The organism is Streptomyces sp. AC627_RSS907, assembly GCF_019049165.1.
This window is the reverse complement of the sequence record NZ_JAGMUE010000097.1, coordinates 46,992-59,555: the sequence shown is the minus strand read 5'-3', so window position 1 is coordinate 59,555 and position 12,564 is coordinate 46,992. Positions and strand designations below refer to the sequence as shown.

Sequence of the window (12,564 nt, the reverse complement as noted above, 5' to 3'; positions counted from 1 at the left end):
GGCCGGGGCTCAGCCGACCGTCCACTTCTGGTTGGCGCCGCCCGTGCAGGTCCAGATCTGCAGCCGGGTGCCGTTGGCCGCGTTGTTGCCGGTGACGTCCAGGCACTTGTCGGCCTGCGGGTTGACGATGTCGTGTGCCGCGGTGACCACCCAGCGCTGGGCCGCGCTGCCGTTGCAGTCCCAGAGCTGGACGACCGTGCCGTCCGCCGTGCCGCCGCCGCTGACGTCCAGGCACTTGCCGAGCGCCCGGATCGTGCCGTCGGAGCCCACCGTCCACCGCTGGGCCGCGGTGCCGTTGCAGTCGTAGAGCTGTACGGGGGTGCCGTTGGCGGAGTTCGCCGCGGCGACGTCCACGCACTTGCCCGCGAGGCCCCGGATCGCGCCGCCGGTCCCCGAGTCGCTCGTCGTCACCGACACGTGGTCCACCACCAGCGTCTGGGGGAAGACCGTGGAGCCGTCCGGGTCGCCGGGCCAGTAGCCACCGACCGCCAGGTTCAGGATCAGGAAGTACGGCTTGTTGAAGACCCACTGCTTCCCGCCCAGGTCGGCCGGGGTGCGCCGCTGGTAGACGGTGCCGTCCACCGACCAGGTGATCGAGTCGGGTGCCCAGTCGACGGCGAAGGTGTGGAAGGCGTCCGCGAAGGCCTGGCCGCCCGGCAGGGTGTAGCCGGCTCCGATGCCGCCCGAGCCGGAGTAGCCGGGGCCGTGGAGCGTGCCGTGCACGGTGGAGGGCTCGAAGCCGACGTTCTCCATGATGTCGATCTCGCCGGAGTCCGGCCAGTTGACCGGGGTGCCGAGCATCCAGAACGCGGGCCACATGCCCTGTCCGCGCGGCACCTTCATCCGGGCCTCGACGTGGCCGTACTGCGCCGTGAACTTCCCCGAGGTGTTGAGCCGGGCGGACGTGTACTGGCAGGTGCCGTACCAGCACTGGTAGTTGGCCGGGTTCTCCTTACGGGCGGTGATGACCAGGTGTCCCTGGCCGTCCAGGGCCGCGTTCCTGTTGCCGGAGGTGTAGTACTGCCGTTCGTGGTTGTTGACGTTGTCGCCGGTCTCGATCTGCCACTTCGAGGAGTCGACGGCCGCGCCGGCCGGCCCGTCGAAGGTGTCGGAGAACATCACGGCGGCGGCCGAGGAGCGGGCGGCGTCGGCGGTCGCGGGTTCCGCCCGGGCGGGACCGGTCACGAGGGACGCGGCCAGCCCCGCGGACAGGGCGGCGGCGAGGAGACATCTGCGGAGCAGGCGTGGACGGGCCACGGCTCTCCCTTCCGTACGGCGACCCCGGGGGGACGGGAGCGCCGACCGAGTGGGGGGTAAGGGTGTCGCCTCTTGATTCAAGTAGGGGGGTGAAGGGCGGTCAATACCTTGGTACGGACCAAATTCCCCTCCCGGCCGCCCCCGCCGTCCCCGTCCTCTGCGCCTTCCGTGTCGCTTCCGTCCTCTCTCACGTGCGGGCCCCGCGCCCGTGCACCGTACGGCTCATCCGACGGCCCAGGAGCAGGTAACCGGCCAGAGCGCCCGTGGTGTTGAGAATGACGTCGTCGATGTCGAAGGCCCGCCCGGTGACCAGCGCTCCCTGGGCGGACTCCACCAGCAGCATCACCACGGCCGTCAGCAGCAGCACGCGCAGCAGCCCACGGGTGCGCGGGGCGACGACCGGGACCAGCACGCCGAAGGGGACGCCCAGCAGGAGGTTGCCGCCGATCTGCTTGGCGGCGTCCCGCAGCGCCGGCTGGTCCAGATAGGCCTTCAGGGAGCGTCCGGGGCGCAGGTTGGTGTGGGTGAGCGCCTCCGAGGCGGGCGAGGGGTGCAGGGTCAACCGCGCCAGCACCACCGCGAACGCCACCATGAAGGCCAACGCGCACACCGTCGCCAGCAGCCGCAACGGCAGGGCGAGCGGGCGCCGTTCGCGCCGGCCGGTGTCCTCGGCCTTGGTGGTGCGCAGGCGTGGCGGGAAACGTGACCCCGAGGCGGCACGAGCCATTTCGGTCCTCCAGACGTCGACTTCCCCGCGTGGTGGGGCGGTTACCCGCCGAACCGCCGAGGATGCGGAGGCGAGCGGTCTCCGCCCGCTCGGACCGTCCCCGTGCCGGTGCCCGCCGACGACCACACGGACAAGCCGCGGGTCCCGCCGATGGCCCCCGCGCCGGCGGAGGCGGCGCGCCGCGTCCACCACGGCGAGTCGGTCAGTGCCCTGGTCGACGCGCCGGCCGGGTGAGGCCGAGCGCCTCCTGAAGGGTGGGCCGCGGCGGCAGCAGCCGTGCCAGCCCGGTGATCCGCAGCATGTGCAGCGTCAGCGGGTGGGCGCACACCAGGTGCACCTGCCCGCCCCGGTCGAGCGCCTGGCGCCGGGCGCGGTACAGCAGCCGCAGCCCGGAGCAGTCGAAGAACTCGATCCCGCTCAGATCGATCACGACCCGGGCCCGGGGGCGCCCCGTCTCACGGTCCAGGTGCGGGACGATCTCCGCGGCCGACGCGATGTCGATCTCGCCCCGGAACTCCAGCACCGTGTGTCCGCGGTGGCGGTGGACACGCAGATGCCGGGTGGGCGACGCCGGTTCCTGCCGCACGAGGACCAGCCTCCAGCCTGCGGGTGGGGACCTGTCGGGGCCTGAGGCCCCAACAGGCTGACTTGTTCTGCAAGTTACCCACGCTGGAGTGAATTTGAGCATGTTCGATTGACATATGTCATCGATTTCTCACGCCCTGATCGATCAGTCGACCACCAGGACGAGCTTGCCCGTGGTCCGGCCGGTCTCGCCGAGCGCGTGCGCCTCGGCCGCGTCGGCCAGCGGGAACGTCTGCGCGACCGTCGCCCTCAGCTCGCCCGACCCGACCAGGCCGGCGATCTCCCGCATGCCGCCCTGATCGGCGTCGACGAGCATCCGCACCGCCCGCACCCCGAGCCGCTCGGCCTCCTCGTAGAACGCGTCCGACCCCACCGGCAGGATCGAGACCACCGCACCACCCGGGCGCAGCACGCGCAGCGAACGCAGGGACGTGTCACCGCCGATCGTGTCCAGGACCACGTCGACGTCCTTCACCACGTCGGCGAAGTCCGTCTCCCGGTAGTCCACCGCCTCGTCCGCCCCGAGGGAGCGCAGGAACCCGTGCTTGCCCGCGCTGGCCGTGCCGATCACGTACGCGCCCCGGGCCTTGGCGATCTGCACCGCCACATGGCCGACGCCGCCGGCCGCCGCATGGATCAGCACCCGCTGCCCCGGCCGGACGTCCGCCCGCTCCACCAGGGCCTGCCACGCCGTCAGCGAGACCAGGGGGAGCGCCCCCGCCTGGACGTGGTCGACCCCGGCGGGCTTGTGCGTGAAGGCGCGGGCCGGGGCCGTGACGTACTCCGCGTGGGATCCGTGTCCGAAGGGGTAGGGGACCATCCCGAAGACCTCGTCGCCCGGCCGGAGCGCGGCGACGCCGATCCCCACCGCCTCCACCACGCCCGAGACGTCCCAGCCCAGCACGAAGGGCGGCGCGCCGAGGAAGCCGCCGTTCTCCCGGTGCTTCCAGTCGGTCGGGTTCACTCCGGCGGCACGCACCCGTACCAGCACCTCGTTCGGGCGCGGCTTCGGTCGCTCCAGCCGTACTTCCTTCAGGACCTCGGGACCACCGAGGGCGTCCTGGCTGATGGCTCGCATGGTGTCCACATCGCTCATGGTCACTCAGCCTGCCCCGCGCCGCCCGTCCGGGAAATGGCATGATTGCCAATCTCCGATAAGATCGTGCCATGCGGCAGGCGAGGCACCCGGCGGAGAACGCGCCGACGAGCACGGCGAAGCGCCCGGAACGGGTCGTGGTGCTGGCCCTCGACGGGGTCTACCCCTTCGAGCTGGGCATCCCCAGCCGCATCCTCGGCGCCGCCGACGGCCGGTACGAGGTGATCACCTGCACCGTCGACGGACGCCCGGTGCGCACCGAGTCGGACTTCACCGTCACCCCGGAGCACGGACCGGAGGCCCTCGCCACGGCCGACACGGTCGTCATCGCCGCGGTCGCGCCCTCCCGGGTCACCGCCGAGCCGCTCCCCGAGGTCACCGCCGCCCTCGCGCTCGTCCGTCCCGAGGCCCGCATCGTCTCCATCTGCACGGGCGCCTTCGTGCTGGCCGCCGCCGGGCTCCTCGACGGCCGCCGGGCGACCACCCACTGGCAGCTCGCCGAGCTGTTCCGGCAGATGTTCCCGCACATCCCCCTGGACCCGGACGTGCTCTTCGTCGCCGACGGCCGCGTCCTCACCTCGGCGGGCGCCGCCTCCGGCGTCGACGTCTGCCTCCACCTCGTCCGCGAGGACCACGGCACGGAACTGGCCAACAAAGTCGCCCGCCGCTGCGTGGTGCCGCCCTTCCGGGACGGAGGCCAGGCCCAGTACATCGAGCAGCCCGTGCCCGAGCAGGGTGCCGCGAGCACGGCCGCGACCCGGGCGTGGGCCCTGGACCACCTCGGCGAGGCGCTGACCCTGACCGACCTCGCCGCGCACGCCCGCATGAGCCTGCGCACCTTCGCCCGCCGTTTCCACGACGAGGTGGGCCTGAGCCCCGGCCGCTGGCTCGTCCAGCAGCGCGTCGCCCGGGCCCGGCAGTTGCTGGAGTCCACCGACCTGCCGGTCGACCACATCGCGGCCCGGGTCGGCTTCGCCACGGGTGCTTCACTCCGTCAGCATCTGCACACGTCGATCGGCGTCTCACCCCAGGCCTACCGCCGCACGTTCCAGTCGACGCGCTGAGCGTGCGCCAAGGCCGCCGGAGCCGACTGCCGGTGGGCCGAGGGGGAGTGGCGCAGGGGATGGTGGCCCCGGCCGACTGAATCCGCGGGGCCGGGATATCCGCAAGGTGGAGGGCGGCGGGGCACGACGGCCCCGCGGCCCGGAATCCTTCGGAGGAGACATGGCACTGGTCACCGCGGGCGTCGTGGTGCTCGACTGCGCCGAGCCCGAGAAACTCGCCGAGTTCTACACAGGGTTGCTGGGCGCGGAAGAGACCGACGTGAGCGCCAACCGGATCGAGATCCAGGGGCCCGACGGCTTCCGCATGGCGTTCCGGCGGGACGTCAACGCGACCCCGCCGAGCTGGCCCCGCCCCGAGAACTCCCTCCAGGTCCACCTGGACCTCGTGGCCGAGGACCTGGACGAGGCCGAGCGCGGGATCGTGGGGCTGGGCGGGCGCCCGGTGGAGGCGAAGGACCCGGCGGGCCGCCACGAGGTGCGCGGCTTCTCCGACCCGGCGGGCCACCCCTTCACCCTGCGCCGCAACGTCGCGCCGACGGCACCCAAGCAGGGCTAGGTGTACTGACCCGCCGGGTGCCGTCGACGGCAGGGGAGGACCGGCCCCGTTCCGGTCCGGGGAGGGCCGGGCCCGTTCCGGTTCGGGGAGGGCCGGGCCCGTTCCGGTCCGGCGAGGGCCGGCTCCGTTCCGGTCTGGGGGCGGGCCGGGCTCCGGTCCGGTCAGTCCCGGCCCTTGTCGCCGGTCGGCCAGACACCGGTCGAGCGCTGGATGGCCTTCGCGCCCGTCCGGTCCACGGCACTGCGCACCGCGGCGAAGATGGCGCCCTGGATCGCGGCAGCCAGCAGGATCTCACCCCAGCGGCGGTCCGGGTCCAGCGCGTCGGGCGCGTCGTCCTCGTGCCGGAGCAGCTTCCAGGTCTTCTGGAAGGCCAGCCCGGCGAGCGACCCGCCCACCCAGCCCAGCGCGAAGCCGACGGGCTTGTAGGCGAGGGGGAGCTTCTGCTTCTTCTTCCTTGCCACGTGTCTCTCCTTGCGTTCGTGGGTGGATCGAGGGCGGCGCGGGTCACGGCCTGCCGCGCGCCGGAACCTCCTCGTCGGCGGGGACCGGGCCGGGCGGCGTCCCGTCACCGAACGGCCGGCCGCCCAGCTCCTGCCGGTGATGGGGCGTCAGCCAGCCGGACAGGTCCGGGCCCAGGGGCACGATGGCGGTCGGATTGACGCCCGTGTGGACCTGGTAGTAGTGCCGCTTGATGTGGTCGAAGTCGACGGTGTCGCCGAAGCCGGGCGTCTGGAACAGGTCACGGACGTACCCCCACAGCACCGGGTTCTCCGTCAGCTTCCAGCGGTTGCACTTGAAGTGGCCGTGGTAGACGGCGTCGAAGCGCGCCAGCGTCGTGAACAGCCGGATGTCCGCCTCGGTGATCGTGTCACCCACCAGATAGCGCTGCCGCTCCAGTCGTGGTGTCAGCTGCTCCAGGCGCCGGAAGACGCCCGCGCACGCCGCCTCGTACTCCTCCTGGCCGGTCGCGAACCCCGCTCGGTACACCCCGTTGTTGACGTCCTCGTAGACGTCCGCCATCACCTCGTCGATCTCGTCGCGCAGGGCGTGCGGATACAGGTCGGGCGCGCCCGGCCGGTGCAGGGACGTCCACTCCGTCGCGAGGTCCAGGGTGATCTGCTGGTAGTCGTTGGTGACCAGCTTCCCGCTGGGCACGTCCACGATCGCCGGCACGCTCACCCCGCCCGGGTAGCCGGTCTCCCGCCGGTCGTAGGCCTCGCTCAGGTAGCGGATGCCGAGGACCGGGTCACGGCCGTCCGGGTCCAGGGTGAACCGCCAGCTGCGGTCGTCCTGGATCGGATCGGTGATCGCCAGCGACAGGGCGCCCTCCAGACCGAGCAGTCGCCGCGACACCAGGGCCCGGCTCGCCCATGGACAGGCGCGGCTCACCACCAGCCGGTAGCGGCCGGACGCCACCGGCCAGCCGTCCCGGCCGTCCGCGGTGATCCGGTCCGCGAAGTGACTCCTGGACCGCTTGAACGCCTTCCTGCCGTACTCGCTGTTGCCGGACGTCCCGCCGTCACCGTTCATGAACCTGTCTCCCAGTCGTCGCCGCGCCCTGGTGAACGCGTTCCCCGTTTTCGGCCGGCGGCACTGGTGGGCCACCCACAAGGCGGGTGTGAGCCGTGCCGCCGGGGGCAGTCGGCCCCTCGTGAGTGGGACAGTCGTGGAAGAGAATCCGGACCGCAAGGGCGACCGCAGGACGCGCGTGACCGTTCTGGTCGCCCTCGCGGCCAATCTCGTGATCGCGGTCGCCAAGGCGGCCGGCGGCTTCATCGTGGGGTCGCCCGCGCTGCTGTCGGAGGCGGCGCACTCGGTGGCGGACAGCCTGAACGAGGTCTTCCTCCTCGCCGCGCTGCGCCGCAGCCGCCGCCCCGCCGACCGGAGGCATCCCTTCGGCTATGGCAAGGAACGGTTCTTCTGGTCGCTCCTGGCGGCCGTCGGCATCTTCGTCATGGGCGGCTGCTTCTCCTTCTTCCAGGGCGCGGAGGCCCTGCGCACGGGCGCGGAGGAGGACCTCGGCGGCTATGTGGCCGGACTGGTCGTGCTCGGCGTCGCCCTGCTCGCCGAGGGCGGCTCGCTGCTGCGGGCCCTGCACCAGGTACGCGGGCAGGGCGGGGCCGCCGGCGGTCTGCGCGACCCGGCCCTGCGCACGGTCGTCGCCGAGGACGGCACCGCGGTGCTCGGCGTGACCCTCGCCATGGCCGGCATGGTGCTGCACATGGTCACCGGACAGGTGGTCTGGGAGGCGTGCGCGTCCCTCGCGATCGGTGCGCTGCTCGTGTACGTCGCCTACCGGCTGGGCCGCGAGGCCCGCGACCAGTTGATCGGCGAGGCCGCCGACCCGGAGGCCGACGGCCGGATCCGGTCGCTGCTGCGGGCACAGCCGGAGATCGACAGCGTCGAGGCGCTGTTCACGATGAAGACGGGGCTCGACTCCGCCCTGGTGGCGGCCCGCGTCGACCTGGTGCCTGGCCTGGACAGCGAGGGCGTGGAGGAGGCCGCGGTGCGCATCAAGAGGTCGATCGCGCGCACCGTCCCCGAGGCACGGCAGATCTTCCTCGACGTCACCGACCGGTCCGCGCGGGAGGCAGCCGAAAGCCCCGCCGCGACGGGGGAACGCGGCGGGGCCTGACCAACGCGTGCCCGGCGGGCGCCGGTCCATGCACGCGCGGCCGGGAAAGTCCGGGAAGAACCTCCGCCCGTCCGGTTCAGTTCCCGTCGGCCGGTTCCAGGACGAACACCGGGATCTCCCGGTCCGTCTTCTTCTGGTAGTCGGCGTACGAGGGATACGCCGCGACGGCACGCTCCCACCACTCGGCCTTCTCCGCGCCGGTGACCTCACGGGCCGTCATGTCCTGCTTCACCGGGCCGTCCTGGAGTTCCACGTGGGGATCGGCCTTGACGTTGTGGTACCAGACGGGGTGCTGGGGAGCGCCGCCCAGGGAGGCGACCGCGGCGTAGCGGCCGTCGTGTTCGACGCGCATCAGCGGCGTCTTGCGGAGCTTGCCGCTGCGCGCGCCCCGGGTGGTCAGAAGGATCACGGGCAGGCCCGTGTCCATCAGGGTCGTCCCCTTCGTGCCGCCCGAGCTCTCGTAGAGCTCGACCTGTTCGCGCACCCACTGCGTCGGGCTGGGTTCGTACTCGCCTTCGAGAGGCATGGCATCCGTCCCCTTCGTACCGTCGTACGGCTGACTGGCACCGTGGTCAACACCGACCGGTGCGAGATCCATCCCTACCCCATCGCGCCCGCGATCCTCCGGCGCCGCGCGATCATCTCGCGCGTCGTCGCGGCTCGGGAGGCGTCGCGCCACGGTCGGGACCGATCGCACGACGACCGGCCGGAGGAGACACCGCATGACGGCTGCCACCGAGGCGGCCACCCGTGGGACGGGAAGCGGCGCTCAGGGCCGGATCGCCGAGCCGTACGCGGAGACCGGCGACCGGAGCCCCGCGACCGGCGGCCGGACCGCCCGAGGTCCAGCGACGGCGAGGACGCCGTGGTGCTCGGCGAGAACCGGCAGACCGCCGGGGCCACCGGGCGGCCCCATCGCGCCACGTTCCGCCCCGCACCTGACCGTCCGGGACGGCCCCGGTCCCCCGGCACCACGTGCACGAGGGCAGGCCTCGCCGGGACCCGGGTGTTTACCATGGAGAGGGGCGTGGCGGCGATAGTCGGCCAGTCTGCGCCCCCCCGGCGATCTGGCCGAAGCTGACATGGTCACATAGGTGCCCGAGGCATCTAATGAAGATCGGCACGACGCACTCCTTCGTCTGCGAGGTCTTCCATGACGGACACGACGGACAGGACGGACGCGGCGACGCCCGTCACCTTCCCGCAGGACCGGACCTGCCCCTATCACCCGCCCGCCGCCTACGACCCGCTGCGCGCCACCCGCCCACTGGCCCGGATCGCCCTCTTCGACGGCCGCCCGGCCTGGCTGGTGACCGGGCACGCGGCCGCCCGCAGGCTGCTGGCCGACCAACGGCTGTCGACCGACCGCACCCGCCCCGGCTTCCCCGCCACGTCGGCGCGGCTCGCCGCGGTACTCGACCGGACAGCCGCCCTGCTCGGAGTCGACGACCCCGAACACCGCACCCAGCGCAGGATGGTCCTCCCCGAGTTCACCCTGAAACGCGCCGCGGCCCTGCGCCCGCGCATCCAGCAGATCGTGGACGAACGGCTCGACGCGATGATCGCGCAGGGCCCGCCGGCCGACCTGGTGACGGCCTTCGCGCTGCCCGTCCCCTCGATGGTGATCTGCGCACTGCTCGGCGTCCCCTACGCCGACCACGACTTCTTCGAGGAACAGTCCCGCCGGCTGCTGAGAGGACCCGCGCCCGCCGACACCCGGGACGCCCGCGACCGGCTGGAGGTCTACCTGGGCGAGCTGATCGACCGCAAGCAGAAGACACCCGGTACGGGGCTGCTGGACGACCTGGTCCGGTACCAGCTGAACGAGGGCGCGGTCGACCGCGAGGAGGTGGTCGCCCTGGCGATCATCCTGCTCGTCGCGGGCCACGAGACGACGGCCAACATGATCTCGCTGGGCACCTACACCCTCCTCACCAACCCCCGGCGGCTGACCGAGCTGCGGGAGGACCCCTCGCTGCTGCCCGGCGCGGTCGAGGAGCTGATGCGCGTCCTGTCGATCGCGGACGGGCTGCTCCGGATGGCCACCGAGGACATCGAGGTGGACGGGCAGACCATCCGGGCCGGTGACGGCGTCGTCTTCGCGACCTCCGTCATCAACCGCGACGAGAGCGTCTACCCCGAACCGGACACCCTGGACTGGCACCGCCCGGCCCGCCACCACGTCGCCTTCGGGTTCGGCATCCACCAGTGCCTCGGCCAGAACCTGGCCCGCGCCGAACTGGAGATCGCCCTGCACGCCCTCTTCGACAGGCTGCCCACGCTCCGCCTGGCCGCACCGGCCGAAGAGATCCCCTTCAAACCCGGCGACACGATCCAGGGGATGCTCGAACTCCCCGTGGCCTGGTAGGAGGTTCCCCGCATGCCCCGCACGCGCATCGACATCGACAAGGACACCTGCATCGGTGCGGGCCAGTGCGCCCTGACCGCTCCGGACGTCTTCACCCAGGACGACGACGGCTACAGCACCCTCCGGGCCGGCCGGGAGGACGGCGGTGGCAGCCCTCTGGTGCGGGAAGCGGCCCGGGCCTGCCCCGTCGGTGCCATCACCGTGACGCGGACGGTGGACTGACGGCGGAAGTCACCGGCTCCGGGAGACCGGCGCCGGTGGCGTCCAGCAGCACCCGCGCCGCCTCGCGCGCCTGACGCGCGGGTTCGGTGCCGCCCGTGACGCCCGCCGTCACCATGGCGCCCTCCGCCAGCAGGAACAGCTGCCCGCCCACCGCGGCGGGCAGTCCCGCGTCGGCCGTCAACCCGTCCAGGAAGTCCCGGAACAGCCCCTTGTGCGCCCGCACCCGTTCCGCCACCCGCGGCCAGGTGGCGCCCAGTTCGCCGTAGGCGTTGAGCCACGCGCAGCCGCGGAAGTCCGGTTCGGCGAACCACTGCCCGAGCCAGTCGAAGACGGCCAGGATCCGCGACACGGGCTCCCCGTGCCGGTCCACGTACCGGGCCAGCTCCCCGCGCCAGCGCACGTCGCGCCGGTCCAGATACGCCACCACGAGCTGCTCCTTGGCCGGGAACAGCTGGTAGAGGCGCTTGAGCGAGACACCGGACGTGCGGCGCACGTCGTCCATGCCCACGGCCTGGACGCCCCGCCCGTAGAAGAGTCGCTCCGCCGCGTCCAGCGCCCGCTCCCGGGCGACCTCACTGTCCATGCGGGACCTCTTCCTTGACGTGAGAACGAGCGTTCTCCTGCGGTAGCACCGCACCGGAGAACGCTCGTTCTCCACTTCTGTCACGGAGGCCGAACCATGACGACCGCCCGCCCGCCCCTGCCGCCGTTCACCCGCGAGACCGCCGCCCGGAAGGTGCAGGCGGCCGAGGACGCGTGGAACACCCGCGACCCGCACAAGGTCGCGCTCGCCTACTCGCCCCACTCGCAGTGGCGCAACCGCGACACCTTCCTGATGGGCCGTGCCGCCATCGTCGAGTTCCTGACCGCCAAGTGGGCGCGGGAGCGGGAGTACGCGCTGCGCAAGGAGCTGTGGGCCCACGACGGCAACCGCATCGCCGTCCGCTTCCAGTACGAGTCCCGGGACGTCGACGGCCAGTGGTGGCGTTCCTACGGCAACGAACTGTGGGAGTTCGACGAGGACGGCCTGATGGCCCGTCGGGAGGCGAGCGTCAACGACGTGCCCATCGATGAGTCGGACCGCCGCATCCGCGGCCCGCGGCCCCCCGAGGAGCGGGAGCACGGCCGCGGCCGAAGTGACGCTCAGTGAGACGCGGAGCGAGGAACCGGAGCGTCCCTGCGGGCCGCACCCGGCCGTCGGTCACTGCTCCACGGGCCCGGGGCCGTCACCCGGCCGTCGTCCGGGGCGCAGGACCTGGCACCCGGGTCCGGCAGGCCGGGGGCCGTTGACGGTCCGGCCGGTCAGGGACCGGTGCCCGCGTCCAGGACGGTGACGGACACCGACGACGCGTTGCCGCCCACCGGGACCTCACCGGCCGTCCACTTCACCTCGAGCGGGTCCCGCTCGTCCGGCGGGGTGACCAGCAGCGCCGCCGGAGTGGCCGTGCGGGCGCCGCTGATCTGCGGGCTGGAGAACGACAGCCCGGCCCACGCGCTCTTCCCCGGCGCCAGCGTGACCGTCCGCGGTGACGCCGGCGCGCGTTCGGGGTCCGGGCCCAACTGCCTGCCGGACGCGTCCACGAAGGCGGCGCCCGGATAGCCGTGCAGGGTGCAGGTGTTCTTGGAGGTGTTGGTCAGCACGACCGGGAAGTTCCGCTGCCCGGCACCCGGGTCGGCGCGGCCGACGGCGGCGCGCAGGTGCGAGGTGTGGCAGCGGCCGTCGGCGCGGGCGGAGGCCGACGCGGACGCGGATCCGGGCGTGTCGCCGGGTGTGGTACCGACGGCCGGTGCGGTGGTGGTGCCGCTGTCCGGACCGGCCGTGCGAGAGGCCTGCGGGGCCCCGGGCGGCCGTGGCCCGCTCGCCGTGCCGCTCTCGTCGCCGCAGGCGGTCAGCAGGCCGAGGACCGCGACCGCGCTCGCGAGCAGGGCCGCCCGGCGCACCGGCTGGGACGTGTTCGCCATCGCTTCTCCACACTCCCGTCAGGTTCCCGCGCACGGCCCGGCCGAGAGGCGGCACCGTACGCCCTGTTCCTGCGAGTGTCCCGCCGTGCGGG

General features: G+C 72.8%; 15 protein-coding genes. 6 read left to right on the top strand and 9 right to left on the bottom strand.

The window, feature by feature from the left end:
• Window positions 1-9 precede the first annotated feature (9 nt).
• From KUM32_RS21080 to KUM32_RS21065, 4 genes are all read right to left on the bottom strand, one after another.
• The gene (locus KUM32_RS21080) at window positions 10-1,257 is read right to left on the bottom strand and encodes a glycoside hydrolase family 16 protein (RefSeq protein WP_217143478.1); all 1,248 of its coding nucleotides are present in this window, start codon (window positions 1,255-1,257) and stop codon (window positions 10-12) included.
• 187 nt (window positions 1,258-1,444) lie between these two features.
• The gene (locus KUM32_RS21075; protein WP_217143477.1) at window positions 1,445-1,984 is read right to left on the bottom strand and encodes a VanZ family protein; all 540 of its coding nucleotides are present in this window, start codon (window positions 1,982-1,984) and stop codon (window positions 1,445-1,447) included.
• A 202-nt stretch (window positions 1,985-2,186) separates the two neighbouring features.
• Window positions 2,187-2,570, bottom strand: a complete 384-nt coding sequence (locus KUM32_RS21070; RefSeq protein WP_217143476.1) for an anti-sigma factor antagonist — start codon at window positions 2,568-2,570, stop codon at window positions 2,187-2,189.
• 144 nt (window positions 2,571-2,714) lie between these two features.
• Window positions 2,715-3,665 carry an NADP-dependent oxidoreductase gene (locus KUM32_RS21065; protein ID WP_217143475.1) on the bottom strand — a complete coding sequence of 317 codons (951 nt, stop codon included), beginning with the start codon at window positions 3,663-3,665 and terminating at the stop codon, window positions 2,715-2,717.
• Window positions 3,666-3,736: 71 nt separating this feature from the next.
• Here KUM32_RS21065 and KUM32_RS21060 point away from each other — a divergent pair, with 71 nt between their 5' ends.
• Together KUM32_RS21060 and KUM32_RS21055 are read left to right on the top strand one after the other, a co-directional pair.
• Window positions 3,737-4,729 carry a GlxA family transcriptional regulator gene (locus tag KUM32_RS21060; protein WP_217143474.1) on the top strand — a complete coding sequence of 331 codons (993 nt, stop codon included), beginning with the start codon at window positions 3,737-3,739 and terminating at the stop codon, window positions 4,727-4,729.
• Between the two features lie 160 nt (window positions 4,730-4,889).
• The gene (locus KUM32_RS21055; protein WP_217143473.1) at window positions 4,890-5,285 is read left to right on the top strand and encodes a VOC family protein; all 396 of its coding nucleotides are present in this window, start codon (window positions 4,890-4,892) and stop codon (window positions 5,283-5,285) included.
• A 161-nt stretch (window positions 5,286-5,446) separates the two neighbouring features.
• Here the strand turns inward: KUM32_RS21055 and KUM32_RS21050 are convergent, their stop codons facing one another.
• Both KUM32_RS21050 and KUM32_RS21045 read right to left on the bottom strand, forming a co-directional pair.
• Window positions 5,447-5,746, bottom strand: coding sequence for a DUF4235 domain-containing protein (locus KUM32_RS21050; protein ID WP_217143472.1), 300 nt, complete (start codon window positions 5,744-5,746; stop codon window positions 5,447-5,449).
• 43 nt (window positions 5,747-5,789) lie between these two features.
• Window positions 5,790-6,815, bottom strand: a complete 1,026-nt coding sequence (locus KUM32_RS21045; RefSeq protein WP_217143471.1) for a glutathione S-transferase family protein — start codon at window positions 6,813-6,815, stop codon at window positions 5,790-5,792.
• Between the two features lie 136 nt (window positions 6,816-6,951).
• Here KUM32_RS21045 and KUM32_RS21040 point away from each other — a divergent pair, with 136 nt between their 5' ends.
• Window positions 6,952-7,920: a cation diffusion facilitator family transporter gene (locus KUM32_RS21040; RefSeq protein WP_308408693.1), complete on the top strand. Its 969-nt coding sequence runs from the start codon at window positions 6,952-6,954 to the stop codon at window positions 7,918-7,920.
• 76 nt (window positions 7,921-7,996) lie between these two features.
• Here KUM32_RS21040 and KUM32_RS21035 read toward each other — a convergent pair whose 3' ends face one another.
• Window positions 7,997-8,446, bottom strand: a complete 450-nt coding sequence (locus KUM32_RS21035; protein ID WP_217143470.1) for a nitroreductase family deazaflavin-dependent oxidoreductase — start codon at window positions 8,444-8,446, stop codon at window positions 7,997-7,999.
• Window positions 8,447-9,073: 627 nt separating this feature from the next.
• Here KUM32_RS21035 and KUM32_RS21030 point away from each other — a divergent pair.
• Both KUM32_RS21030 and KUM32_RS21025 read left to right on the top strand, forming a co-directional pair.
• A complete protein-coding gene (locus KUM32_RS21030; protein WP_217143469.1) occupies window positions 9,074-10,288 on the top strand; it encodes a cytochrome P450 in 1,215 nt (404 codons plus the stop codon).
• 12 nt (window positions 10,289-10,300) lie between these two features.
• Entirely contained in the window at window positions 10,301-10,510 is a 210-nt protein-coding gene (locus tag KUM32_RS21025) for a ferredoxin (protein WP_217143468.1), read from the top strand.
• Here the strand turns inward: KUM32_RS21025 and KUM32_RS21020 are convergent.
• The gene (locus tag KUM32_RS21020; protein ID WP_217143467.1) at window positions 10,485-11,093 is read right to left on the bottom strand and encodes a TetR/AcrR family transcriptional regulator; all 609 of its coding nucleotides are present in this window, start codon (window positions 11,091-11,093) and stop codon (window positions 10,485-10,487) included. The two genes, KUM32_RS21025 and KUM32_RS21020, sit on opposite strands and share 26 nt — an antisense overlap.
• A gap of 96 nt (window positions 11,094-11,189) precedes the next feature.
• On the opposite strand from KUM32_RS21020, the gene KUM32_RS21015 reads away from it, so the two are divergent.
• Window positions 11,190-11,660, top strand: coding sequence for a nuclear transport factor 2 family protein (locus KUM32_RS21015; protein WP_217143466.1), 471 nt, complete (start codon window positions 11,190-11,192; stop codon window positions 11,658-11,660).
• A 152-nt stretch (window positions 11,661-11,812) separates the two neighbouring features.
• Here KUM32_RS21015 and KUM32_RS21010 read toward each other — a convergent pair whose 3' ends face one another.
• Window positions 11,813-12,472, bottom strand: coding sequence for a DUF4232 domain-containing protein (locus tag KUM32_RS21010; RefSeq protein WP_217143465.1), 660 nt, complete (start codon window positions 12,470-12,472; stop codon window positions 11,813-11,815).
• Window positions 12,473-12,564 lie beyond the last annotated feature (92 nt).

Coding starts and splice junctions, on each gene's coding strand:
- KUM32_RS21075 (WP_217143477.1), bottom strand. CDS start 1,984: ATGGCTCGTGCCGCCTCGGGGTCACGTTTCCCGCCACGCCTGCGCACC.
- KUM32_RS21065 (WP_217143475.1), bottom strand. CDS start 3,665: ATGAGCGATGTGGACACCATGCGAGCCATCAGCCAGGACGCCCTCGGT.
- KUM32_RS21060 (WP_217143474.1), top strand. CDS start 3,737: ATGCGGCAGGCGAGGCACCCGGCGGAGAACGCGCCGACGAGCACGGCG.
- KUM32_RS21055 (WP_217143473.1), top strand. CDS start 4,890: ATGGCACTGGTCACCGCGGGCGTCGTGGTGCTCGACTGCGCCGAGCCC.
- KUM32_RS21045 (WP_217143471.1), bottom strand. CDS start 6,815: ATGAACGGTGACGGCGGGACGTCCGGCAACAGCGAGTACGGCAGGAAG.
- KUM32_RS21035 (WP_217143470.1), bottom strand. CDS start 8,446: ATGCCTCTCGAAGGCGAGTACGAACCCAGCCCGACGCAGTGGGTGCGC.
- KUM32_RS21030 (WP_217143469.1), top strand. CDS start 9,074: ATGACGGACACGACGGACAGGACGGACGCGGCGACGCCCGTCACCTTC.
- KUM32_RS21025 (WP_217143468.1), top strand. CDS start 10,301: ATGCCCCGCACGCGCATCGACATCGACAAGGACACCTGCATCGGTGCG.
- KUM32_RS21020 (WP_217143467.1), bottom strand. CDS start 11,093: ATGGACAGTGAGGTCGCCCGGGAGCGGGCGCTGGACGCGGCGGAGCGA.
- KUM32_RS21015 (WP_217143466.1), top strand. CDS start 11,190: ATGACGACCGCCCGCCCGCCCCTGCCGCCGTTCACCCGCGAGACCGCC.
- KUM32_RS21010 (WP_217143465.1), bottom strand. CDS start 12,472: ATGGCGAACACGTCCCAGCCGGTGCGCCGGGCGGCCCTGCTCGCGAGC.